The sequence below is a fragment of the Pseudoalteromonas luteoviolacea S2607 genome, from assembly GCF_001625575.1.
Lineage (GTDB): Bacteria > Pseudomonadota > Gammaproteobacteria > Enterobacterales > Alteromonadaceae > Pseudoalteromonas > Pseudoalteromonas luteoviolacea_E.
On the sequence record NZ_AUXV01000015.1, the window covers coordinates 91,147 to 116,766 of the forward strand.

23 protein-coding genes are annotated in these 25,620 nt (G+C 41.2%); 8 read left to right on the plus strand and 15 right to left on the minus strand.

Going from position 1 to position 25,620, the window contains the following annotated elements; genetic code table 11:
- Window positions 1-292: 292 nt before the first annotated feature.
- Together N480_RS09305 and N480_RS25300 are read left to right on the plus strand one after the other, a co-directional pair.
- Window positions 293-670, plus strand: coding sequence for a VOC family protein (locus N480_RS09305; RefSeq protein ID WP_063372238.1), 378 nt, complete (start codon window positions 293-295; stop codon window positions 668-670).
- A 555-nt stretch (window positions 671-1,225) separates the two neighbouring features.
- Entirely contained in the window at window positions 1,226-1,426 is a 201-nt protein-coding gene (locus N480_RS25300; protein ID WP_155732808.1) for a hypothetical protein, read from the plus strand.
- 317 nt (window positions 1,427-1,743) lie between these two features.
- Here N480_RS25300 and N480_RS09315 read toward each other — a convergent pair whose 3' ends face one another.
- From N480_RS09315 to N480_RS09330, 4 genes are all read right to left on the minus strand, one after another.
- Window positions 1,744-2,628, minus strand: a complete 885-nt coding sequence (locus tag N480_RS09315; protein ID WP_063372240.1) for a helix-turn-helix domain-containing protein — start codon at window positions 2,626-2,628, stop codon at window positions 1,744-1,746.
- A 10-nt stretch (window positions 2,629-2,638) separates the two neighbouring features.
- Window positions 2,639-3,007 carry a DUF2255 family protein gene (locus N480_RS09320; RefSeq protein WP_063372241.1) on the minus strand — a complete coding sequence of 123 codons (369 nt, stop codon included), beginning with the start codon at window positions 3,005-3,007 and terminating at the stop codon, window positions 2,639-2,641.
- Window positions 3,008-3,083: 76 nt separating this feature from the next.
- Window positions 3,084-4,010, minus strand: a complete 927-nt coding sequence (locus N480_RS09325) for an alpha/beta hydrolase (RefSeq protein WP_063372242.1) — start codon at window positions 4,008-4,010, stop codon at window positions 3,084-3,086.
- Window positions 4,011-4,319: 309 nt separating this feature from the next.
- Complete coding sequence (locus tag N480_RS09330) at window positions 4,320-5,525, minus strand: endonuclease/exonuclease/phosphatase family protein (protein ID WP_063372243.1); 1,206 nt, start codon at window positions 5,523-5,525, stop codon at window positions 4,320-4,322.
- A gap of 306 nt (window positions 5,526-5,831) precedes the next feature.
- Here N480_RS09330 and N480_RS09335 point away from each other — a divergent pair, with 306 nt between their 5' ends.
- Window positions 5,832-6,557 carry a sterol desaturase family protein gene (locus N480_RS09335; RefSeq protein WP_063372244.1) on the plus strand — a complete coding sequence of 242 codons (726 nt, stop codon included), beginning with the start codon at window positions 5,832-5,834 and terminating at the stop codon, window positions 6,555-6,557.
- Between the two features lie 41 nt (window positions 6,558-6,598).
- On the opposite strand, the gene N480_RS09340 is transcribed toward N480_RS09335, so the two are convergent.
- From N480_RS09340 to N480_RS09360, 5 genes are all read right to left on the minus strand, one after another.
- Window positions 6,599-6,958, minus strand: a complete 360-nt coding sequence (locus N480_RS09340; protein ID WP_063372245.1) for a hypothetical protein — start codon at window positions 6,956-6,958, stop codon at window positions 6,599-6,601.
- 127 nt (window positions 6,959-7,085) lie between these two features.
- On the minus strand, window positions 7,086-7,313 hold the full coding sequence (locus tag N480_RS09345; RefSeq protein ID WP_063372246.1) for a hypothetical protein: 228 nt from the start codon (window positions 7,311-7,313) through the stop codon (window positions 7,086-7,088).
- Between the two features lie 32 nt (window positions 7,314-7,345).
- Complete coding sequence (locus tag N480_RS09350) at window positions 7,346-7,726, minus strand: hypothetical protein (RefSeq protein ID WP_063372247.1); 381 nt, start codon at window positions 7,724-7,726, stop codon at window positions 7,346-7,348.
- 259 nt (window positions 7,727-7,985) lie between these two features.
- Window positions 7,986-8,825 (minus strand): SPFH domain-containing protein, encoded by an 840-nt coding sequence (locus N480_RS09355; protein ID WP_063372248.1) that lies wholly within the window; start codon window positions 8,823-8,825, stop codon window positions 7,986-7,988.
- Between the two features lie 268 nt (window positions 8,826-9,093).
- The gene (locus N480_RS09360; protein ID WP_063372249.1) at window positions 9,094-10,929 is read right to left on the minus strand and encodes a fibrinogen-like YCDxxxxGGGW domain-containing protein; all 1,836 of its coding nucleotides are present in this window, start codon (window positions 10,927-10,929) and stop codon (window positions 9,094-9,096) included.
- 1,027 nt (window positions 10,930-11,956) lie between these two features.
- Here N480_RS09360 and N480_RS09365 point away from each other — a divergent pair.
- The 3 genes from N480_RS09365 (at window position 11,957) to dbpA (ending at window position 14,737) form a co-directional block, all read left to right on the plus strand.
- Window positions 11,957-12,469 (plus strand): hypothetical protein, encoded by a 513-nt coding sequence (locus tag N480_RS09365; RefSeq protein ID WP_063372250.1) that lies wholly within the window; start codon window positions 11,957-11,959, stop codon window positions 12,467-12,469.
- Window positions 12,470-12,660: 191 nt separating this feature from the next.
- Entirely contained in the window at window positions 12,661-13,203 is a 543-nt protein-coding gene (locus tag N480_RS09370) for a DinB family protein (RefSeq protein WP_063372251.1), read from the plus strand.
- A gap of 133 nt (window positions 13,204-13,336) precedes the next feature.
- Complete coding sequence (gene dbpA / locus N480_RS09375; protein WP_196761470.1) at window positions 13,337-14,737, plus strand: ATP-dependent RNA helicase DbpA; 1,401 nt, start codon at window positions 13,337-13,339, stop codon at window positions 14,735-14,737.
- 139 nt (window positions 14,738-14,876) lie between these two features.
- Here the strand turns inward: dbpA and N480_RS09380 are convergent, their stop codons facing one another.
- The gene (locus tag N480_RS09380; protein WP_063372252.1) at window positions 14,877-15,773 is read right to left on the minus strand and encodes a response regulator; all 897 of its coding nucleotides are present in this window, start codon (window positions 15,771-15,773) and stop codon (window positions 14,877-14,879) included.
- Window positions 15,774-15,852: 79 nt separating this feature from the next.
- Here N480_RS09380 and N480_RS09385 point away from each other — a divergent pair, with 79 nt between their 5' ends.
- A complete protein-coding gene (locus tag N480_RS09385) occupies window positions 15,853-16,674 on the plus strand; it encodes a chromosome partitioning protein ParA (protein ID WP_231102245.1) in 822 nt (273 codons plus the stop codon).
- An 88-nt stretch (window positions 16,675-16,762) separates the two neighbouring features.
- Here the strand turns inward: N480_RS09385 and N480_RS09390 are convergent, their stop codons facing one another.
- Both N480_RS09390 and N480_RS09395 read right to left on the minus strand, forming a co-directional pair.
- Window positions 16,763-17,653: a DUF2306 domain-containing protein gene (locus tag N480_RS09390; RefSeq protein ID WP_063372254.1), complete on the minus strand. Its 891-nt coding sequence runs from the start codon at window positions 17,651-17,653 to the stop codon at window positions 16,763-16,765.
- Between the two features lie 432 nt (window positions 17,654-18,085).
- Window positions 18,086-18,979 (minus strand): LysR family transcriptional regulator, encoded by an 894-nt coding sequence (locus N480_RS09395; RefSeq protein ID WP_063372255.1) that lies wholly within the window; start codon window positions 18,977-18,979, stop codon window positions 18,086-18,088.
- Window positions 18,980-19,091: 112 nt separating this feature from the next.
- Between N480_RS09395 and N480_RS09400 the strand changes: the two genes are divergently transcribed.
- Complete coding sequence (locus tag N480_RS09400) at window positions 19,092-19,730, plus strand: NAD(P)-dependent oxidoreductase (protein WP_063372256.1); 639 nt, start codon at window positions 19,092-19,094, stop codon at window positions 19,728-19,730.
- An 85-nt stretch (window positions 19,731-19,815) separates the two neighbouring features.
- Here N480_RS09400 and N480_RS09405 read toward each other — a convergent pair whose 3' ends face one another.
- The 3 genes from N480_RS09405 to N480_RS09415 form a co-directional block, all read right to left on the minus strand.
- Window positions 19,816-22,938 (minus strand): efflux RND transporter permease subunit, encoded by a 3,123-nt coding sequence (locus tag N480_RS09405; protein WP_063372257.1) that lies wholly within the window; start codon window positions 22,936-22,938, stop codon window positions 19,816-19,818.
- Between the two features lie 5 nt (window positions 22,939-22,943).
- Window positions 22,944-24,023, minus strand: coding sequence for an efflux RND transporter periplasmic adaptor subunit (locus tag N480_RS09410; protein ID WP_063372258.1), 1,080 nt, complete (start codon window positions 24,021-24,023; stop codon window positions 22,944-22,946).
- Window positions 24,024-24,267: 244 nt separating this feature from the next.
- On the minus strand, window positions 24,268-25,485 hold the full coding sequence (locus N480_RS09415) for an alkaline phosphatase family protein (protein ID WP_063372259.1): 1,218 nt from the start codon (window positions 25,483-25,485) through the stop codon (window positions 24,268-24,270).
- Window positions 25,486-25,620 lie beyond the last annotated feature (135 nt).

Here is a 25,620-nt window from a genome sequence, read left to right on the forward strand (position 1 = left end):
CCTAATACAGATTTGATAAGTGCAGCTTGAACGCACCTGCGTGAAAAGAGTGTGAAGAGCACATTGACGCCTGAAGTGACGATGGAAATGATGTACAGAGAGGTGACGTTTTAGTAGTCTCAATAAGCTTGATTTTATATAGTTATATGGAGTACCTATAAAACAAGCACCAAGTTCGGCGCATAAGGCACAATAAGACACTAAAGCTTGTCTTACAACTCACATTGAGCCTGCTTTGTAGCTTGCTTAATTAGCCGTTATCAAACTGACACACCTAGAAGGAATAGGGTAAGTGATTTCACATCTAACACTGGGTACAAATAACCTCGAATTAGCAATTAAATACTATGACCAATTACTCAAGCTATTTGATGCTAAGCAAATCGCTAAAACCGACCAAGTTGTGTTTTACGCATTTGCAAACTCCAGTACAAAATTAGCAATTACTAAGCCGCATAACGGGGATATCGCAACATCCGGTAATGGGACGATGCTGGCACTTAAAGCACCAAATGAGCAGCTTGTGCAAGCGGTTTACACTCTTGCAATTAGCCTCGGCTCTATATGTGAAGGCCAACCAGGACCTAGAGATAATGGCGCGTACACTGCCGCTTACTTTCGCGATTTAGATGGTAACAAGCTCGCTGTGTTTTATCGCCCTAATAAATAATTGATTATGGTTGAGCACAATATTCTGGCTAAACAATCGAAATCGGCGTAACCCCTTTCGTACTAGTTGGTTTTGTTTATTTACTTCTCTATTTAATAAATGTGTCCATTCAGCAACTCAGTGATAACTCCCTGCATGAGCGAGTTAAGGTAATGGCGAGTGGCATGCCCGAAAGCACCAAGCTATTTCTCTGGAGTTGTGGCGTTAAGTGATCTGCGGCGACGATCACGCAGATTATTAAGTATCAATGCTGTTATTATTTTCGAATTCGCCTATTTACAATTTGATGACATAGCGTTGCAGTATTGCTATTATTCGCTTAATCATGGAGTAGAGAATAATAGTAGTAGCAATGCGAAACTATTTGCTTCGCAATTGTGCGACATTTGTCGTGAATAAAAAACTGAACCAATAGAGAATAAAATGAAAAAACTCCTTCTTTTTTTATGTGTCATACCAACATTAATTATACCATCTGTTTCTTACGCGGTTGGCAACCTAAGCCCAGTACATATAGAGGGGATATATATTAGGGAAAGCAGGACTGATATATATTTGAAACAGAACACTAATAACCCTGCAAAATGTGCCAACCCAAAGCGGTTGACAATTTTAAATGGTGAGACACCTAATTCAGATGCAATGCTCTCTGCTGCGCTAGCAGCTCACATGGCAGGAAGAAGAATTTCAGGCTTCGTAGGAGTCTGTCACGACGGTTTGGGTAAAGTATCGGCGATTTATATTGAGGAAAGCTAAAGGTTAAAAGCACAATAAAACTACTCTATGGAGAAGAAGGCATACGTGACAATTTACATAAAGTTATTTATAACGCGTTATGCCTCCATAGATTTAAACCTCAGTGGAATTTAAATATTGTTTTCATTTTAACTTTATGGTCTTAGTAGGTCGTACCCAAACCGCCTCTTATGGCAGAAGAACAAAGTAAGCTTGTTGAACTAGGTTGCGAACATGATATTTAACCCGAACCGATTACCATATACATAGATATCTAACTGAAAAAATAATACGATGACTAATAGTGATGAAGGAGAGCCCTCCCCCCTCAGGTAACCTTAGTGCGCTTGGTTTCGGTACTGGGTTGGTGTTTGACCCACCTTTTTTTTGAACAACCTTGCAAAGTATTGCGGATATTCAAACCCCAACGCATAGGCAATTGTAGCTACTGAATCATTAGAGCCTAATAGCATGTTTTTAGCCCGCTCAATTTGGTACATATGAATGTTTTCCAATGCCGTTTTGCCTGTTTCGACTTTTAGCCCATCACTCAGATATCGCGGCGTCACGTGTAATTTGCTCGCGACCTCTTCCACAGTTGGTATATGGTCAGATGAAAGTTCCTTTAAACAAGTTATAAAGCGCTCTTCTAACGAAGATACGGGGCTTTCCATGCGCTGCTGGAACTGCCGTTGATAAAATCGTTCGGCATACGATAACAATGTGGTTAATTGTGAAACCATAATGCCTTTGCTAAATGCATCATGATTTTGGGTATATTCCTGTTCAAGCGTGTCTAGCAAGCCTTTAATTAAGCTTTCTTCTTTGGGAGATAAATGAAGCGCTTCGTTTACTGCATAGGTGAAATAGTGGGCTGCTTCAATCGCATGCTGAATACTGGTACCGCGTAAAAAGTCTTCATGAATTAGAATCGTTTTAGCATCCGACTTTATATTCAACTTGGCGATCCGCACCGTTTGTCTCGGTGACATACATATTAAACTACCGCCTTTAAAGTCATATTGAGTTCGGCCGTAATGAATTTCTCCCTCGATAATGTGCTTCAAGCTGATGGCATAGAAATCGGTAGTCATCTCAAATTCTTCATTCACGCAGCTAGCATCAGACTCGATGCTTGAGACAGATATAAGCGGGTGCTCGGGGGCTGGCAAACCAAAAAAATCATGATATTCGCGAATAGAACTATAATGCACTTGCTTCATTTCTGAATCCTTATACCTGCGGAATTAACTCTAACGTCGAAGCTTCATGGTTTTTAGTATTGAACCCAAGCTTCATTAGTCCATAATTGAGGTGATATTTTTTCCAAAACGCCCTAGTGACCGATTTATTAATCTTGTCCAAGTCCTGAGGCTTGACGCCTTTAATTGAGATTATAGTTTCGCCGCACTTAATCTCACCATTTGGCTCTTTTAAAAAAGCACTATACCAACTATTTTTTCCGAACTTGTACAGCCTTACAAAAAAACGTCCTTGTGTCTCAACAATCGATATATCAACAAAGCGGTGTGCTTTTCCTGAACGGATTTGATGCACCCGAAGAGCACTTACTAAATTTGATATGTCCGTTACATCTTTCATCAGATACTGCCTATATTTGCAACCGTAGCAACAAATGCGTGAGCTTGCTAATTAGAAAGCTCACGACTCTACCCTGTTAGCTATTGAAAAAATCAGCTACTGCCTCAGTTGACACTTTCACAGCCTCAGGTTTGAAGTAAAAATCCACATGACTGAACTCTTCTACCGCAATAACCTTTGGGTCATTTGTTAACTTCTCTATAAATGCCGTTGAACATATTGCTGTAGGCGCATCTTTGCCGTATACGACCAGTGTTGGTTGCACAATCTTATCGGCATAATGCTCACATAAAGAAAATAGAGATTGCATAGACTGATCTCCAATATGCATATTGGTATAGTTTTCCACCGAGCTGGGGCCTCTAAACCCATCTTTACCATAGTAACTATAAGTTTCTTCAGCCATTGCGGGGAACTCTGCGGCATCGACAAACTCTTCTTTCGAATGCGTATCCGTTAAACCAAAAGGTGCGGTGTAATCTGCTTCTGCAGTCTCATATTGCTTTTGCTTGGAAGCATTAGCCGCATCAATCATTGCGTCAGTTACTTCTCGATCTGACCATTGGAAACCATCTGCCGCCATCATGCCCGAAACTGTTGCTATCTTTTTTATTCGGTGGTCCGTAACGGCTGCAGATGAAATAATTGACCCGCCTTGGCAAACACCAAGTCCGTATATTTCGTCAACAAAAGGTAAAGTACCCAAGTAAGATACTGCATCCCAAGTATTTTCAATAAGCCTGAACATATATCGAGATTGTTTGTGTTCTCCGGCTAGTGCAGGTGAATCACCCATCCCTAAGTAGTCAAATGCCAAAAAGATAAAACCTCTGTTAGCCATCTCGGTGCCATAAGTTGCGAGGACTTGCTCTTTTACTTGAGGAAAAGGGCTAGCACCAACAATCGCCTTATACTTGTTGTTTTCATCAAAGCCGTCAGGAAGGTATAAATCGCCAACTAAACTTACACCAAATGATTTGAAAGTAATTCTCTTAACACTCATTACACACCTCATATTTTCTTTAATTAGTAAGCAGCAATCTATGTGCTCGTCAGTGGTGTTAAGTATTAATTAGTAGGCCTGTAGAGTCAGTGCACAAAACTGCGTTAGTTGTATACAAATTAACGAACAGAAATTTCGCAGTCGCCGATTCAGCTTCTCACTGAGAATTGAATATCTGGTATCAAACGACTTACACCAAGTAAATCGTTTTATTGAATGGCTATAATTTTCTCGTAGGTGACTGTCAGCTCTAATAATCCCCATTATCAGAAGCAAACAGTCCGTATTAAAACTTATGCAATGCTCAAACTAGTTTGAGCATTGCATATTTGGCAGCTTAATGTCGACCCAAACTAAGCGGTGATCTGAAGACGCACCGCGGTTTACCACAAGTTCAGCGCCATCACTATCTTCTTTGGGCCAAAAAACACCGCTGTTCATCACAGTTAAATCTGCCGAAGGGAGTACGTAATCAGCTCGCATGCCCCAATGTGCGGTGTGGGTAGAGGCATGTATGTTTTCAGGCTTGTTCAGTTTACCGCCCAGTGACTCTGGTGCTGCATAGCTATTGACGCGTTTATGCTTTAATAACTGATTAATTGCATTTGGGTGTGCGTCACCATCGACAGCGCTAGCATTCAAATCGCCCAAAATAACAAATGATTGATTGCTTATTCCACCTCGCTGACCTTTATCATCGTATAGATAGCTGTTCCCTGAATCACTAATGTAGTCTTTCCATAGACGAATTTCGTCGTGGTTTCGTCTGCCATTTCTGTCTTCAGGCCCATCAAAGACCGGTGGTGTCGGATGACTGGCCAGTACATTGATTTGCTTATCACACACAGTGACGGGTATGTCCCAATGAGATTTAGACGACAACCTCATTATTGCGTGCGCTTGCTCTCCAAACCAACTACCACCTTTGTCATCGATTGGCATCAAATTGTTGGGCATATCTTTCCATAAAAAGTTTTGGAAGGTACGCACTTGATTTGTATCTATTGGGTATCTAGACAATAACACCATACCGTATTGTCCCGGATATTTACCAAAGCCAAAGTGCGTTAAGCGAGACGCTTTACCTGATAAATGGGTTTTAACACCTGTATTGACTGGCGCAAGATACACATAAGGATATTCAATAGGCGCGAACCCATTTTGAGGCACTTCAAGATAAGCCTTTTTAAATAGCTCAATCCCCTGTTTAGGGTCTGCTATGTAGTCAAACTCATTGAGCAAAATGACATCCGGACGTGTCCTTTGGATGATTTGAGCAATGTTATTGATCTGTTCAATTTTGCCACTTTTTAATGCATTGGTCAGCGCATTTCCTGAAACATCAAGGACTGCATCACGATTATAATTAGTGGCTTCCATACTGACATTAAAGGTCGCTATTCTAATTTTGTTTTCATTTTTGTTAGCGGCTTCAGGTTCGTGCGTAGAGGTTAGCTGACACCCTGCGCCTAATAGCGAGGCAGCCAAAACAACTGATAAAGAGAAAGGTTTCATAGGTAACCTAGTATAAACTTATAAGGCCCCTATTCTAGCGCCCTATATTGAAAACAGGTGTTAATAATATATTATTTCTTTGGGCAAAAGAACAACTTAAAAGTTCCTTCGCTGTTATCTCAATGGGTCTGTAAATTGCTGCCGAGTCGTTAACTGCTTTTTTAAAGTCGACTGTTGGTCATTGTCAAACTGGATTTAAAGTGTGATATGTTTGTTTATACTAACCACGCTAAGGGGCCCTATTAGCAATACTAGCGTCACCAGAGTGAATTACGTCAATCTATTGGAACACATCAGTTTAAAAATATGGAACTTCTGACTCTGACCATTGTTATTACCGCCTTTTTGTGTGTTTTTACCTTGGAGGTGGTTGCGCCTGCATCAAAAAATGCCTGCGACCGTCGCTGGATGATACTGGCATCCTGTATTAGCCTATTTCAGTCAGTCACTGCGATTGTGGTAGGGTTTGTATTTATTGATGTATTTCAGGCAACCTCTCTCTTTAATCTAAAAACAGAGCATGTGCTCATTCAGGGTGGATTGGGGTTTTTACTTACCAGCTTTATCGCTTACTGGTGGCACAGAGCCATGCATAAGTTTGATTTACTGTGGCGTATTTTTCATCAGCTCCACCACAGCCCTAGACGAATTGAAGCGCTAACTGCATTTTATTTACACCCTTTTGATGGCATAGCAGCGACATTTTTAAATGCGCTTTGTTGCTACTTGCTACTAGGTTTAGATGCCTATGGGACTGGAGTCAGTTTAATTATTGCTGCTTTGTACAACATTTACATTCATGCAGACCTAAAAACACCCTATTGGTTTGGCTATATTATACAAAGGCCTGAGATGCACAGGGTCCATCACAAACATATGCATCATGCTCAAAACTATGGCCTAGCAATTTGGGACATATTGTTTGGCACGTTTTCTAACCCTAAAACTTACGTCAAGGAAGTGGGCTTTGATCAGGCGAGAGAACGTAGGGTTTATGAAATGCTAAAAACCAAAGATGTATATAAGCAGTAGCTTAATACCTTCTCAAAGACGATTGGCAAGCTACAAACTGATTAAAGTAAGCGAAAAGCAAAGCTGAGTTCATATGCTTTGGCTTCACAGGCAATATGCCCCTTTTTATTAGATATGAGACGATATTTGGAGCCTTGGATCATATCTTTGATTGCACTTTCAGGTATTCCTTCAGGGTAAACCTCAGTTATTTTAAGGTTGCTGAGTGTGTTATGTCCAATGTCTGCAATAAAAGTGACGTAGCCTTTTCTCTCATCAAAAGAGCGCGACTTTTCAAGTACAATCGAAGCTTGCTTCAAAACGAAAACCTCCACGTCTTTTGAACAGGGCCTACAAGCTTCTGTGCTGAGACTCACAAATATCATTGTTAATAACGAAAACGTCAAAAGCCCTTGTTTCAAACTAACTCCTTTTGCAATTCTAAGCGATGATTATTTTAGTGAAATATGTGTTTTGCGGTTTAGCAGGTTTAGTCACCAGATTTATTAGAACTTAGAACACATACTATCTCAATGTGGCACTCAATAATTATAATGAGACAATCACGTCACCAGTGTTTGCTAATGCGATTATCACGACTCCAATAAGGCCAATAACCAGGCCAATTAATTTAGCTTTAATGCCCTTTAATACAGTACCGGAACTTTTGGTCCCATTACTTACTACAATTTGTAGTTTAACCTCTCCTTTTAATAGGATGTAGACTCCCAAAATAATCAATGCTAAGCCAAATAAATCATCAATTCTTATATTCATATGTATAGCCCATCAAGTTGTTTCGATAGTCGTCAAAATGTCTCTCGACGAATCAGCTCCAATTCAGTAGGTAGACTCAAGATACGCTCATGAATATCACAAAGGTCGCCTTTCCCAGTAATTTCAAGCAAGTAAGGATATTCTCGCTTTTTTTCCTCATGAAAACCTTCACCTGCGACAAAGTTCGGGAACAGTTTTATGCTCAGCTCATCGCCCCCTTGCCACAAGGCGTATTCTCCCCACCATCCACTTTGTCTATCGGAAAATTCAATAGAGAATGCATGTGCTAGCAGAGCTTTCAGCCGTTCGTAATTTGAGTCTTTCGTAACGTACAACAGCTCTTGAAATAGTGTACTAACCAACAAATTTCGCTCCCCTTTACTCACCAGAGCCCATAAATTTTCTGTTTTCACACAACTGTTTGGCGATATTCCGAACACGTTTATTAAGCCATTTTCTTGTAGCCAAATAGCGTGTTTCGGTAAAACAATTCAGTAGCCCCCATTAATCACAAAGAAAAAATAACATCTCCAGTCTTAAAAAATGCGACTATCGCTACGCCAATTACCAAACCAACCTGTCTAGCTGCTATCGTCACAAAAGAGGCTAAGGTACTGCCACCTTAACCTCTAAATAAGAGCCTCACGAAATTTTGTGATACCTGGATTGCAATTACTTTAGGCCTTTCACAAGTGGCATGCCATTAGTGCCAACAGGTATATAAACCGTTGTATGATTTGGTGATTCAGCCATTTTAAGCTGGGCATTAATGGCCTCATGCTGTAAGTAATTTTCTGTCAACGTTGAGTTGATAATCTTTTGTGCTTGGGCAATACCTTTGGCTTCTTCAATACGTATTTCTGCATCTTTTTTGGCTATTTGCTTTTGCGTTTCTTTCTCAGAGAGCAATTGCTGAGCTGCAAGCTTTTTCTCAACCGCTTTTGCAACAATATCAGGATAGTTAATGTTGCCCACGACAATATTTTTAACTTCAAAAGGGGTAGCATTTAAATAGGTTTGTAATTTTGTGGTGACTTCTTTTGCAATATCATCTCGACGAGCTTTTAACTCTCCACTGTCAAACTTTTGCACCGCATTACGTACATATGTTCTGAATGTTTCCCTAACAAAGCGCTCATACCAATGCTCTCCACCATAATTTTCTACCACCGCTTTAACTGTGCCTGACCTAATTGAAACTACGGCATGAAAATCAAAAACGATATTTAAATCATCATTGGCTAAAATTCTAAATTTTTCAGTATAAGTATTCGGACGCATATCTATATTGATTATTTCATTGCGTAATACAGACATACCATAGTTACTAGGCCCCTGAAGCGAGCCTTGATAACCGCCAGAACCGAACATTCTTGGCTTTTCATAAACGTACCCTTCATGCCCTGCAGGTGTACTTGGATTACTACAAGAGCCTAATCCAAAAAGGAGAAATAACCCAACGGCGGCAATACTAAAAATAGTTCCAATCGGAGCTGACTTCTTTGCAAACATAATAAAATTTCATTAATCTTAAAAAGTTTATTTTACGTGTTACGCAGATAAATACAATTCGACTAAACGTTCTGAGACATTTAATGAGACCGATTAAAAAAACATCGGTCATGATTAAGTCAATAACCTAGTAGTTAGTCAATATCTCATATGTAAATTGATCTATGCACGTCCTAAGCCAGCCATGTTAAGGCACTGTGCGCGCTTGCCATTAGCAACACTTTCGATGGTGAAGAGGTTTGGGTCTTCACCATCGACATGATTACAACTATCTAAACCACAACAAAGCCGAACGTGTACCGTTTGAATTTGTCCCATTACATAGACCTGAACCATTACCGCCAGCGTAATTACCTAATGCAACCCAACAAGCTGCATTGTAGATGTTTCTTTGCCAGCCCACTACTGTGGGGTTTTTATACGCGACGTTCGAAACACAAGCTGGGTAATTTGCGTTGTAGTTGGTATAAGAAATGGAGCAATTAGGTACTATGTCACCATTGTCGTATTGCGCTTGTTGTTCCGTATACGCCCACGACCGCCTGATTATTTCTAGCTCGTTTTGCGTTAAGTTCAAGCCATATACACTCTTGCAATCAGACGCTGTGCAACCAACTTGCTCTCTGACTGATGAAAATGCAGATAAAACGCCTTTATACATACCCGTAGCACTTGGGTCATGCGGCGTGATATCAGGAAGGTCGTCATACTGACTCAAATAGGCCTTTCCACCCGGAGTCGATTTGGCATATGTGCCGATTAGTGTCCACCCCCCATCATCAGTGACCATGTCACAATACGTCTGAAATGGATCGACACCATTTTTCTCACCGTCAGGATCAATGGTATAAACACCAGAAGGTGACGATGGATTATTGTCTAGTATTTCCTTACATGTAGCGCCTTGCGCACCAAATACCTTCTTATTTAAAGCGTCAATTTCTGCACGTTGCTGATTTACAAGCGCAACTAAACTGTCAATCTGAGCTTGTAGATTGCTTTGAGTGTTGGCATTTTGAGAGTCAGCGTAACCTTTGGTCACCAAGTGATTATACTGAATTGGTGGATGAGCAATGGCATTACCAATAACCTCTAATGCAGCTGCCGGAGCACTAGTACCAATCCCTACTTTAACTGTCGTTGTTACTTCACTTGCTCCATCATTCCAGTGACTCGTGCCGGCTACGCCTTGTGGGCCTTGTGGACCTTGTAAGCCTTGAATTCCTTGGGGACCACGAACTCCTTGAATACCTTGCAGACCCACTGCACCATCCAAACCTCGCTCACCCTGCGGCCCCTGAGCCCCCGCTATTCCTTGAAGTCCCTGCTCGCCCTGTAACCCTTGTAGACCTTGCTCTCCTTTAAACTCACGCCATGTTGCGCCATCACAAATTAAGATCTGATTTTGGCTTGTATCAAAGTACATAGCACCAGCATGATTAGCTACACAATTGACGGGGGCAGCTGACTTAGGTGTTAAGCGTAAAGCGCCTTGGATTTCGGTATTACCATTATTTGTATGTGGATAATCGGTCAAAATGGGGAATTGAATTAATGATACATCATCAAAAAAAACGGTACTTGTAGATGAGCTAGTATTGGTCAACTCCACATGAACATTACTGCCAGAGTCAATTAAAGCTTGATGGCTTGCATTGATTGAAATCGCCCCCATCACTGAGGTGAAACTTCCTTGGCTCGGCGTACCTGAGATTGCAATTGGTAAATAGCGGCCATTAACGCGCAACCCCGCGGCATAGCTACCTAAAGGTGATAAATGGCTTTCCCCCACTGCAAAGTTAATGACGTACTGAGTATTTGCTTGAAGCGAAACGCCCAAATCTTGAGACAGTGTCTCTCCTTGTTCAGCAAACCCAACATTGCCAATCAGCGCCTCGTTTGTAAAATCGCCAATTGAAGGGTTGTAAATACCTGCCGCATTCGCCGCCACCCAATCATTTACACTGCTCGATTTTTGGCTTTCATTTAAAATGTTATGTTCGAAATTTCCATTATTGATGAGTTCTTTTGCACTTACATGAGTTGAAAATAATGCAGTAGAGATAAGCGAAAGAGCCCAACAGGGCTTTGCAATTGAATTCATAACTTAATTTTCCTTTGAGGCAGTTACAGGGGCTTAAATGCACTTGTATAAGTCGCAACATTTTAACTCCTTATTTAAAAAACACCATTAACCATTATGAGAAAATAGGATAATATTAAATAAATAATAACATCCCCCTTTTAATAACATTTATCTACAACCACACCAACAACAAAGACAAAGGTTTAAAATCAAATTAACTAAAACCTTAAAGGTGTCGCACAGCTCACATGCAGCCAAACTAGTCGCTTGCCGGCTTCATAAAGCGCGATTCAGCATGCATTGTTCCAATTAGAACACTACTAATAAAAATCTCGAAAATTAAAAACAACAAAACGTTTATTATAAAATTAATATCATCGAAATTTTATTTAACACCACAAACATCCTAAAAAAGAGTACCCCCCTCCACAAACTCTTTTAATTATAGCAACAACCTCATCGAAAACTGAGTAAAAATTCTATTCCCCCCTATCATTTCGGGGAGGAAACGCTCTAATAAAAATATCACCCCATCTATATATTCATTCTAAAAAAATACACAGCGCCCTTCTCAAGTTCTGACTTGAGCAATCGAATTAAGAGGCCTAAAAACAATGAGTTTTTGGGCGTCGCTCTACCTAACATGCGCTTAAAGAAAGATTAAATTAACATTTGTTAATTTCACACATACTAAAGAGCTAAAGTAAAAATGATTTCAAGACCAATAAAAATGCCTTAAAAATTGATAACAACAGGCTTTACTGATAACTTACCCCTCAAAAGCAAAGTGGGTTAGAACTCCAAAGATGTTAACGCGGAAAAACAATTTACTATAGCGCAACAAAATTAATGCACACCAAGCTCAGAACGATGCTTGGAACAACATTTATTTCATTTAATAAATATGACTATGCTGAATACAAGGCTGTATTCCCTTTTTTACTCCAATATAGAAAGATTAAAACTAGCTTCTCTATTGGAAACGAAAAAATTTAATTTTTTATACTAAAGTGCGTGTTTAATTTAATTAATAAGGAGAAATTTAATGAAAAAGTTAATCGCCCTATCAATAGTTGCGGCTTGTCTTAGCACCTTTGCTGCCAATGCGGATTCTATTTCTACTGTTGAAGTAGAAGCAGCTCAAAAAGGCTGGGGAGAAGGCATTGTAAAAATAGGAAAAGCAAAAGACCCACGCGCAGCAGCAGTAAAACACTTAGAAGAGTTTTATGCCTTTGGCCAAGGTCAAGTTCTGTTCAAGCCAACTTTAGCGTCGGTTGACCAGTTTCGTGGTACTAAAAAGGAAGCATTATCTTATTTTGTAGGTCAAGATCTCGCTGAAGACAAAGGGTTTGCATTGGCACCATACACAAAAGTACGCTGGGAAAACGAAGGGATCATTACCGACGGTAATTCTGCGATGTCGATGGGTAATTACTACTTCACTAAAACGAATGGTGAAGAGATAAAAGTAGAGTATTCATTCGGATATATTAAAGGGAAAGATGGTAAGCTAAAAATCAACTTACACCATTCCTCATTACCATTTAACCTTCAATAAGGTTAATAATATAGCGTAGCTAGGCTGCGCTATAAAAAATACAAAAAAATTAAATATAAATATCGCCCGAATCATATCAACTTTGCCACATACCAGTTTTTAACCAAATAGTGTTACTAAAACTTAGAAAATATATTGCTAGACTATATACTGTAATTCTCTGCAGGCTTAGAGATAAAGAAGAGCAAGTTATGTCGCAATTATCACACTTTGAACTTTTGGCGAAATATAATTTATGGATGAATAAAAAGATCTACGAAGCTGCTGCCACACTACCAGAATCGGCGCTATCGATGGATCGTGGTGCATTCTTTGGCTCAATTATATCTACCCTAAATCATATCCTTGTTGGCGATACCATTTGGCTTAAACGATTTGCAAAACACCCTACTCCATTGGCTTCTCTCAACTATATGAAGTGTATTGAGTACCCAAAAGCGCTTGATCAAGTAATATATTCTCACTTTGACGATTTAGTACAAGCTCGCAACAAAATGGACAGTCTCATTGAAGAATTTGCTTCAGAGCTTACGCATGAAATGCTCAACGCGACTTTAGCTTATCAAAACACAACGGGAGCGCACTTTAACAAAAATTTTGGATACTTAGTTCAGCACTTTTTCAATCATCAAACACACCATCGGGGTCAGGTGTCTGCGCTACTCCATCAAGCGGGTGTAAACATTGGTGACACTGATTTATTGCTTTTGATCCCTGAACAATCGCCAACATAAACCGTTTTGAATTTTACTTTCCCTCAAGTAAAAAACGACAACTGAAGATTGTAAGGGCTCGCTTTAATTTAACTGGCGCAAAGATACTCAGTCTCCAGCGCGCATGTTATAATCCGCTTTTATTTCACAAAAGATGATATTTGTTTTGTCACAGCCGCTATTTTCAACTTTACCACTTTCGAACGCCCTATTGGACAACCTTGATTCTCTTGGCTATACCGCCATGACTGAAATCCAAGCTCAGACACTGCCCAAAATTTTGACCGGCGTTGACCTTATCGGACAAGGAAAAACAGGCTCAGGAAAGACCGCTGCATTTTCTCTAGGCTTGTTGCATAACCTCAATGTTAAGCGCTTTCGTGTGCAAGCTTTGGTTGTTTGCCCCACTCGTGAGCTTGCAGATCAAGTTGCGGTAGAAATACGAAAACTTGCGCGTGCAATTCATAATATCAAAGTGTTAGCGCTATGTGGTGGCGCACCAATGGGGCCTCAAATTGGTTCATTGGAGCACGGTGCTCATATCATCGTCGGAACGCCTGGACGAATCGAAGAGCACTTACGAAAAGGTCGACTGTGTCTTGATGAAGTAAATACATTTGTCCTTGATGAAGCTGACAGGATGCTCGAAATGGGCTTCGAGGACTCAATACAATGTATCTTAGAGCACTGTCCCCGCAACCGCCAAAACTTACTTTTTAGCGCGACATACCCGCCAAAAATTGAACAACTGGCAAAGCACATTATGGACAATGCTGAAAAAGTTACGGTGACTGCCACACACGATCATGCTTCCATTGAGCAATACTTTTATGAAGTAGAGAGTAATGATGTACGCTTGGATGCCGCACAAAAGCTTCTATTACAGTTCCAGCCTAGCTCTGCCGTTGTATTTTGTAATACCAAAGCAGAATGTCAAACAGTATGCGATAGCCTCAAACAACTTGGTTTCGACAGTGCCGCATTGCATGGTGACTTGGAACAAAAAGACAGAGACCGCACCCTAGTGCGTTTTGCCAACAAAAGTTTAACCATTTTAGTTGCGACCGATGTTGCAGCAAGGGGTATCGATGTCGACCATGTCGATATGGTGCTTAACTATCATATTGCTCATGACCCAGAAGTACATGTTCACCGTGTCGGTCGAACTGGCCGTGCTGGTAATAAAGGCGTCGCGTGTTCACTGATGAGCTATAAAGAGTCTCACAAGGTTAATGCATTAGAGGACTATTTAGATAAGCGCATTGAGCCAAATAATTTACCCGCTGACGATGTCCTTAACAATCAAATTACGCGCGCTCCGATGGTAACCTTACAAATTGATGGCGGGAAGAAAGCAAAGCTTAGACCTGGTGATATATTAGGCGCACTCACAGCGGACAAAACTATCTCAGGTACTCAGATCGGTAAGATCAAAGTAACGGCAATGACTTCATATGTTGCAGTAGAGAGAAAGATAGCAAACGAAGCGCTAAAAATGATAACTGAAGGCAAAATGAAGGGCCGTAATTTTAGAGCGAGAAAAGCCACGCAATAATGGAATAAACATCACCGCATAGTGATCAGCTTCAGATCACTATGCTTTTGCGGTTCATACTTTTCCTTTTATGACCACTTTAAACTTCAGGCCAGAAATAGTCTGAGTTGTATGATATACAGTAGCCCCATTTTAGGTATCAAACACCCACGATAAGCATTTTACCTTGTGCCATTCCCTCTCTCTCACAACTTAAATCCATACGGCTGTCCAATGGATATTTGTATAAAAGATCAAGTTTTGGGTGAATGCTATAAACACATTTGCAGCTTCTGACGTACAAACTCATCTTACTTTGATTGTCTAAAAACGCATACGCAGTTTTACTCAAGGCCTCTTCACATGCAGACATAATTTCTTCATTGATTTGATTCATGTGAATTGCTTGTAGTGCTTCTTCATTCGGTATTATTTTTACACTGCTTGCTAGCACACATGCCGCATACACGTCCAATACCCCGATAACGCGCACTTTTTGGCTACCTCTTTCTGCGTAAACCACCATAACACAAGGCAATTTGCTTTCATCTAGCACCTGAGAACGTATAGGCTTTAATGTTAAGCTATCGCTGATGTTCTTTTGCATTAATCGTTCGAGTGCATCGGTTTTTGGTAGAGCTAAGCCATCTTTTAGTGGCACTTCTTGTTCGGTAATAAACTCTTGAGCTTCCAATTCCAAAACCAATGGTTTAATAGCATCCAATAACTCATCATCTGTAAATGGCTTCGACAAGAAAAACGCGCAGCCAAACGACTTTGCATACGCAATTTGCTCATCATCATCGATGGTCGAGATCATACCCACGGGGATTTCTGGATGCTCATCAACCACAGCTTGCACAAGATCAATACCTGTTTTCTCGGGCATTTGCCAATCTGTCAGCACAATATTTGGCTGCCACTCTTTCACCAAGGCCAGTGCATCATCAACACAGCTTGCACATGACACGAATAATTTTCTATATTCAAACTGTTGAAGTGCACGCCGGATGATTTCGCAGGTCGCATGGCTGTCGTCAACTATCAGAACCTTCACATACACCTCGAAATTAAATTTTCATATTCAGTATAGGCAGATTTTTGTACTAAAACTAAACTTATCTTATTGATAATAAATGAAGCGAAGAAAATCAAACATGCTTCCAATTGAAGTTTACCAATATATTGCCCTAAATTTCGGCCTGCTCATTCTCGCAGCTTGGTTTTATATCTTATTATTGATTTTGCGGGAGTTTCGTAAATTCGCCGGTATATTCATGGCCGGACAAAGCACAAACACCAATTCAGAAGAGGTGATGGCACTGTGTAAAGACTCCGTTGATAGAGCGACACAATTTAATATTCAACATGAGCAAACTATCTCAGAGCTATTGCATGTTCAGGCCAACTTGGAGAGTCAACTTGCCCAAATTCGGGCTTCAACCGCAGATCACATCACTAAAGAGGAGCAGTCCTCAATCAACGAGCTGAACAAAAAATTATCGCGCTCCCACAAGTTAATCAAACGCTTGAAAGGTGATTTAAACATCAGCGGCAAAAAACTAAAATACGCGAAATCAAAGCTCGAAGACCAATTCCAATCGGTTGGAAACTTACAAGAACAAAATACCAGTCTCCAAAAAGAGATCGAGCAGCTAAAAGTCGAAATTCAAACCGTACATCAAGCCTCAGGCCCTTCAAATGAGCAAGAAATTCAAGCCATTGTGCAACAATACGAACGACAAATAGAAGAGCAAAACCAGCTTATAGATCAGCTCTCTGTGGACCTCCCGCAGCAAGAAGGCGGCAATACTGAAGCGCTTAAAGAAGAGCTGCACAATGCTAAGCAAAAAATAAAACACCTTGCTAAAGAAAACAAATTTATAGAAAGCCGTTACTTAGAGGCTGTAAAACAGGCAGATGCAGATAAACAAAGAACGAAAAGCAGTGATGCTTAACTCACTGCTTACTGTTACTGTAAATTAAAGCAGCTTTTCCTAGGCCTAACACCGCCATTGACGACCTTAGGCCCACCTAATGTAAGCATCAGATAGAAATCTCACCACCTGACATTACCATGATTAAAAACGGCGTAAACCCAAGCATGCCAACCAACATAAGTACCGTCAAGATAGACAAACTACTCGCCGCAATCCACTTAATTATTGAGCGATGCGTATCGCCAGCAAGAAAATAAAGTTCAGCCATCACGAGTGGAATAACGAAACAACCAAAGGTCCACATAGGAAAGAACGGGTCGCCAAACTTGGGGTCAAAGCCGAGTGATGTACCTGTTACTAAATAACTAAATACACCTAACCTCAAAAACCACTGCGCATTTGAGACAAGAAATAAACGGACAGCCCACTTTCTATGATTCCGTATGTCTTTTTTAATGGCCGTACGGGCACAAAAGAAAGTGAACGCAAGAATCAAAATACCATTAATGCTGGTTCCAATACCGTCTAGCGTAATTGGGTGTTGGTCTCGCACCCAAACCAAATAAAAGCCAGATACAGAGAGTGCAAACACAGTTAAAAGATAGAGGTAACCATTAGCTTTATGAAACTTTGGAAAATAACGGCGCATTTGCGGCAATAACTGTAAAGCCCCACCAAATGCAACGAAACCAGCGCCTATCGCGTGCGCAGCAAAGGCCAAATTACCAGCGAAGTCCCCAACTTGATAGGGCGTTTTGCCGAACACTTCCCAGCGATTCCAAATCTCCATATTGTCATTGATGACCGAAAATCCATAAAATGAAATTATGTAGTAAAAGAAAAACCACTGACCTGCTAATACTGCTACAAACCAAAACGCAGTAGAATACTTTAAACCTTGATTTGCTGCTTTTGATGACGTTCTCGTGTTTGAGTCTGTTTGTTTTTTATCTTTAGTTGTCGAGGCTTCATACATGCCTAATGCTGTTCTTTCCATTGTGCCCGCCTTATTAAATGAAGAAACTGGCAGCAATTTTGCCACGCCCAAAAAGTGAGGTCGTTCCGCTGGGCCTATTCATACCTTTTTATAAAGAGAATCTAAAAATAAAAAATAATAAGTAACAAAATCAATCAATTAAAGATTGTGCTTTTTTTTGATTTTTCAATAATCTGGACCATTCAAACGTTTTTAATTGCGTATGTTTAAACTCAAAAAGTGGCTTTATTTTGATAACAATTCCTTCAGGGTAAGAAAAGTGGCAGTCGCTAGCTTCTAGAGCACGACAGTGCTAGATTGCAAAGAAGTCCCTGTTACCTCACTTAATACTTTAACGCAATATGGGCGAGTTATCTGGCGAGTGCAAACAAAGCTAAGTGCCGTTAAACATAACAAAACGATACGGAATTAAAGCTATTGAGTTTGGGCACATTAAGCTTTTGGCTCAATATCGTCTTGCCACGCGTTTGCTAAAAAGTCTATAAATGCTCTCACTACAGGTAACTGATAACTGCGAGACAAATATACTGCCCATAATTGACTGCTATTGACGTGGTAATCGTCAAGTACTGGCACAAGTGAGTTTTCGTTGATGTATTTACGCGCGATATCAAAAGGGAGTAAAGAAATACCGCTTCCTTTGATTGTTGCAGCAACAATTGTCGTGACGTCGTTACAAACCAATGACCCTGACACTTTAACATCGTGCACTTGGTCTCCTTTAATTAATTGCCACGTATCATTGGTCAGATGCACCAGGCAATTATGCTCGCGCAAATCTAATGGTGTCACAGGCTGAGAATGCGTGGCCAAATATTGAGGAGAAGCGCACAAACACGCGCCTATTTTCATCAGCGGTCGGGCTATTAAGCTTTCATCAGGGGTGTTTGTATAACGCAACGCAATATCGATTCGCTCTTCGACTAAATTAGAAAAACTATCACTGGCATGAATATCAATCGTTACACCTTTGTGTTGCGCGAGAAATTTACTTACCGCCTCAATCAACATAGTTTGCGAAAACCCTATCGGACTGGTGATCCTGATGGTGCCACTTAGCTCAATTTTATCCTGATGACTCTGAGCGATTAATGCACTGACCTCATCTAATATTTTTTCAAACCGAATCAAGGCTTTTTCACCTTGCTGCGTCAAGCTTACTTTTCGTGTTGTACGGTGTAACAACCGCTGCTGTAACCATTGCTCCAATTCTTGAACATGCCGCGACACCTGCAGGCGACTCAAGCCAAGTTTATCTGCAGCTTTAGTAAAGCTACACAGATGCGCTACTTCAATAAAACTCTTAATTGCGGTGAGACGATCCATATAATTAGTTCATATTAAGATGCAATTTGCATCAATTATTTGTGATTATTTCATATTAGTTTTCTTTTAATCTGAGCACAACTCAACGTAAACCAATAAAAGAGGAAAAATTATGAAAATAGTTGTGTTAGGTGCATCAGGTTGGATAGGCAGTCATATTGTTGCTCAGGCTAAGCACAGAGGCCATGAAATAACAGCTTTGGTTCGGGATGCGGATAAGTATGATGTCACTGATATAACAGTAAAAAGTTTTGATCTTAATGATAAAAGCCAAGATCTCGCTTCCATTATTTCTGATGAAACAATCTTTGTTGCTTCAATTGGTGGCCGTGCGCTTGGTAATCACCAAATCGTAGCGAAAACTGCTTCAGTACTGTTGGCGCAACTACCAAAAACCAACATTGAGCGCTTAGTTTGGGTAGGTGGCGCTGGCTCTTTAGAGGTCACTCCTAATTTAAAGCTGATAGACACACCTGAGTTTCCTGATGAATATAAAGATGAGGCGCTTGCACAAGGCCAAGCACTCGATGTCTTTAAGTCAACACAAAGCCCATTAAATTGGACTTTCATCAGTCCAGCGGCTGAAATTTTTCCGGGCGATAATATGCAAGCTTACCGTATTGGCTTTGATCAGTTACTGCTGGATGATGAAGGTAATAGCCGTATTTCAGTTTCCGACTATGCCACCGCCTTTGTAGATGAGATTGAAAAAGGCGAGCATATCAATAAGCGTATTGGGGTTGCTTACTAAATATAGCACTGACAAATTATGGGGCAGATTCTCACTGCCCCATAAAAACTCATTTATGCATAGGAGCGATGGCTCCTATATAACGTTAGTGCGCTCGCTTATTGCCAAGCACACTAACTAATAATGCAGGTAAAAAGGTTAAGCTCAAGAGCATTGAAAACACAATGCCACACAATACTATGATGCCAACCCCTCGATACAATTCAGTTCCGTCTCCCGGTATAAGTACCAACGGAGCCAATCCAAATAATGTAGTTGCCGTGGACATCAGTATCGGCTTGAGTCGTGTGGCAACCGCTTGCTTCACCGCAGCGACTACCTCCATACCTTGATCGACTATCAACTTGCGAGTTTGGTCCACGATTAAAATTGGGTTGTTTACCACTGTTCCCAACAAAATAAGGAAACCTAACATCGTGATCATGTCGAAAGGTTGATGGAACGGCGTCATACCGAAGTTTGCCAATAGAACGTTTACGCCATTTACCGAGATTAAACCTAACAACCCACCAGCCATACCCAGAGGAACTGTTGCTAAGATAAATAATGGGTAGCGCCAGTGAGTAAAAATTGCGACGAGCAATAAATAACTCAATACTAATGCCACAACAAAGTTACTCGAGAGCGAAGCTTGAGTCGCTTCTAATTGGTCCGCAGCGCCACTAATAGATAACTTAGTGCCCTGCGCAATTTTGCCCTGTTGCCATAGTGTCGGTAATAACTCTGTTCTGACAATTTCTTCTGCGGTTTCAAGTGCCACATCCCTTGGCGGGATAATGTAAACAGTTACTGTTCTCTTGCCATCTACGCGACGCAGACTATCACTGTTTTTGCTTTCAACCAGATCAGCTAATGCACTCAGGGGTAATACATCTCCTGAAGGCGTCACAATTGGAGAGGTCGCAAGTTGTTCGATAGTTTGCTGCTGTTTTTGATGGCTAAATATGAACATATCAATCTTGTCATCATTAAGAATAAACTCATCAACATATGCGCCATCACTTAACGAAGAAATCGTATAACCAAAGTCATTAGGACTGATACCCAACTCAGCTAATCGCTGCCACTTAGGTTTTATTTCTATCAGTGGCTGATCTAGGCTCAATGCGCGAGGATCTGAATTGATTTGAGGGTTTTCAAAAGTAACCTGTGCTTGCTGATACACCGCCTCAGCAGCGCGGTATAAATCGGTTAAATTAGTACCTGCGATATCCACTGCAACTGCACGTGTGCCGCCATCATTACTAGAAATAATCGAGCCTCGAGCCGAAAATGCTCGCATTTTTTCGTAGCTTCTAAATTTAGCGGTAATCGCGTCCATCATTGCTTGAATATTATCTGGATCAGTTGGCGCACTTAAAAACCAAATGCGTCCAATAGACACCGACATTGAGTAATACGCAAGCGGTGGCATATCCGTTTCACCCTTGTCAAACGCGTCGCTGGAAGCATTAACATGGCCATTAAAGTAAACTCGCAACTCATCGCCAATTTCTTTCATTTCGGACAAGTTATAACTCGGTGGTGCGATCATCATCGAGAATGCCTTTGGCTCCTCGCCTTCAGGCAAGTATTCTGCTGCGGGCATCAACGCATAAGCTGCGCCCAAAGTCACGAAGACAAACCCTGCGGTGATAGCTGTCGCTCTCGCTCTAGTCGCAACACAAAATGAAACTAGCCCAAGCCAGCGTTTAGAAAGAGATACCGTTTTTATATCTTCTTTGCGATTAGGCAAATTAGCCAAAGTCGTCGGCACGATAAAGATAGCGACAAGCATAGAGGCAATAATCGCTGACGAAACAGCAATAGCAATATCTGAGTACAACTGCCCAGCTTCCTGCTCAACAAATAAAATAGGTGCAAACACCAGTACCGTCGTCGCAGTCGACGCCAATACCGCAGGCCAAACCTCCTTCACCCCTTTTATCGCAGCATGTAGCTTACTTGTGCCACGCCTGTTTGCTTGCACAATCGCTTCAAGAACGACAATGGTGTTGTCCACTGTCATACCAATTGCGAAGGCAACTCCAGCCAATGAGATAACATTAATTGTTCTGTCGAATAGCATTAAACCCAAAAATGCCGCAACGGTACAGATTGGAATACCGATCACACCAACAAGTGTGGCGCGACCCGAGCGTAAAAACCAAAACATCACCAGTGTAGCCAACACGGCACCTAGCGCTAAGTTAGTCCACACATTCTTCAGCGAGCTTTCAACATACTGAACATCATCACTCATCAGTAACAGCTCTAGGCCATTTTGTGCGAGTAGCTCTTGGTTTATTTGCTCAATAACAGGAAGTAATTGCTGCTTAATATCGATAACGTTTGAGCCACTTTCGCGTCGTACCGATAGCCTCAAAGTACGTTCACCATCAGAATAGGAAATGCCTCTTAATTCAAAGTGATCCAAAGATACAACTGCGACGTCTTTAAGTTTGGTTGTTACGCCATCTTGCTCAGCAATGATTAGGTTTTCAAGCTCATTCAATTGTTCAAAGCGACCCACCATGCGCAGTAAAAAACGGCTAGAACCACTTTCGATGTCGCCTGCCGACGCGTCACGATTGCGTGCTCTAATTGCGCTTCTTAAGTCTGTTACACTTAAGCCTCGCTGTGCTAAGCGACTAGGATCAACATTAATTTGAACCTGTCTTGCAGCCCCACCACCAACACGTACCTCAGATACCCCAGTGACACTTTCCATGCGCGGTCGCACGAAATCTTCAGCAAAGTCTCTAAGCATATCAACATCAAGGTCCAAAGGGTTACCCTGTTGCGGCTTTAAAACAAAATGCATAAATGCATTCGAAGAAAATGAGCTAGAGTAGAGCCTTGGTTGGTCAACGTTTTCAGGGTAGCTTGGCACTTGGCTCAACGCATTGTTCACGCGGATCAGGGCATCATTCACGTCCACCCCAAATGGGAATTCAAGCTCAATTCTCGCAGAGCCCATTTGAGAATAAGACACCATGCGCTTTAAGTTTGGCAAGCTTCGTAAATAACGCTCTTGCTCAACTAAGATTTCTTTTTCTACATCTTGTGGTGTTGCTCCCGGCCACCCAGTTTGCACTGTGATGGTTCTAACTTCGAGGTCTGGTATCATCTGAACAGGGATTTTTAATGCAGTTACCAACCCCAAAATGCAGATAATTAAAGATATTACGGCAACCAGAGTACCGCGTTTAACGGCGCTTTCTATCATCTGCTTTAGCCCTTATTAACCGTAATGTCACTGCCATTTTTAAGCAGTTGTACCCCAGTCATTATGATGGGTGTCGTCAGGACCTCATTATTGCCAGATACTGTTGCAATCATGACCTGTTCACCACGCTGCTCCAATATTCTCACTGTGTGCCTTTGCGCCTTATTATTGTCCGCCACAAAAACACTCAAAGCGCCATCCGGGTGGTATTTAAGCGCCGATTTTGGTACCCATACCGCTTGCATGCCCGTGTTTGGCAACTCAAACCCAACTTGAGCAGACATACCGGCCACAAAGCCACCCTGATTAGGCACCTCAACGTGCACGGTAAAACTGCGCGTCGACGCATTGATCACTGGAACCACAGCTTGAATTTGCCCTTTGAGCAACTTACTCTGATCGTTGTCTGGTTTGATCTCAATGTCTGTGAACTTGTTATGAGAAAAAGCGCTGATGTACTCCTGTGGTACAGCTACACTGAGCCGCAACTCATCGGCAGACACTAGTGTTAAAGTATGCGTTTGCGTTGTAACCCACTCACCTAAGTCCACATCCCGCTTCATCACAATGCCTGAAAAAGGCGCGAATAGTGTTTGCCTTCTTAATGTTTCTTTATTCACTGCGAATGTCGCGTTTGCTTTAGCTAGTTCAGCTTTGGCTGCGGCGACACCTGCTCGGCGCTCAGCTAGCAGCGTCGGGGCAACAAATTGCTTTTTGGATAAAGACTCAACTTCTTCTAATTGGCGTTTCGCTTCTTGCAGCGCAACCTTAGCTGCTTCAACAGATGCCTGGCTTTGTTCTAATTCTAATTGAGCCAATGTCGGGTCAAGCTTTAATAGGGCTTGGCCCTTTGTTACGGCATCACCCACTTCAACCAAAAGTGCATTCACAACACCAGCTTCTAAACTTGCCAGTGTCGCATTCTGTTTCGCTTCTACTGTGCCACTGAGGACTAGTTTATTTTTATATTGAAGGTCCTTGGCTTCAAAAACCGCAACCTCTACTGGCGCACTCCAAGAAGCTGTTGACCAACTTAGTAATAAGAAAGTGGCCAGTGCTGATACCAACGCAGACATACAGCGCATTTTTACACCTCAAATGATAATTGTTTTTAGTAAGATACTATGAATGAAACTGCCGAATGCAAAAATTGCGACAAATTCACTAATCTAGAAGTTAACGGTCAAAAAGTATATGTGGATCCATTTCTAAACTCACCCCCAATCACCATTTGACCGATTACAAAGACGCAGCAATTCTATTACACGCTATGTGTAAAAGATGTGAACTCCAACAATAACTGCCCGTGAAATATACTATTTGAATTAACTAGTTATTTGCCAGTGCTGGCGTCAGTGTTTTGCCATCGCCATCAACCTTTGACAATAACTGTAGGCCCAATATATTCGCAACTGTCGGATAAATATCAAGGTTATTAACTTCTGGTAGCATTAAACCTTGCTTAAAGGCCGGCCCATGTGCGACAAACATTGCGGCCATGTCTTTACTGTAAGGGTAACCGTGAGCACCTTTAGCAGTAATCTTTTTATTTGTGCCAAACCCATAGGGCGGTGTAGCCTCAATAATAATCTCTGCGGTGGTATCATCGATGGTTACCCCTCTTGCTTTCAACACATCGTGACTCAGCACTTCGAATCGCTCAGCGCCAACTTTCGTGAAATACGCTTTGAGCTTCTCGATATCGACGTTTGCATGAGGCTTTTTATATAAATGAACGCGTGTGGTACCGTTTTTAACTTCAAAATCGTCAAAGTCAAAATCTAGCTCGCTAAGCACAATCGTCTTATTTGGCTCTACTGACACCATGCCATGATCGGACACCAAAACCAAATTTACATCATAATCAACTTCCGATTGTAATCGTGCCCAAAGTTGCCCAATCAATTTATCAACGAGCTGCACCGCATCGTAAGTCTCTTTTGCGTCTGGTCCAAAATCATGTCCCATGTCATCGACAAGTGAAAAGTAACCAGCAACAAACCTTGGCCTTTGTGTGCTTTCTAACTGCAGCCAAGCAAGGATCTGATCAACGCGTTTTTGATAACTTCCATGCTTTGAGTAATGCATAAAGTAACTTGGTGTTCTGCCATTAAAACGCGCATCAGATTCTGGCCAAAAGTAGGTAGCCGCCTTTACACCTTGCAACTCCGCCAGATTCCAAAGTGGGACTCCGTTTAGCCACGTGCTATCTTTCAGCCCCGTGCCCATTTTATAGCACTCCTCTCGTCGCTTATTGCAAAAGTAATTATCAATAATGCCGTGGTTAGATGGTAATAAACCCGTAATAATTGAGAGATGGTTCGGAAATGTTTTAGTTGGATAAACTGGGCGCATATGACTCGCCCTGACACCTTTATTGGCAATCTGAGCTATGTTTTTAGCATCATGCTTTTCAATATAGTCCCACCTAAAACCATCAAGAGAAATTAATACAACACTTTGCTCACCTTTATTATCAGATGAAAAAGCATTAAACGAAAAAACCGTCAAAATTAAAAATACAGCTGTAATGTAATAATACTTCATTATTATTCTCGAGAATTTAAAATTTTCGATACTGTATATTTTAAATATTTCAAATTGGAAGGGCTAATGACCCCCAAACGTAATATTTGAGGTATTTAACCTAAATATAAGATAAACAACAATATGAAATTGGAG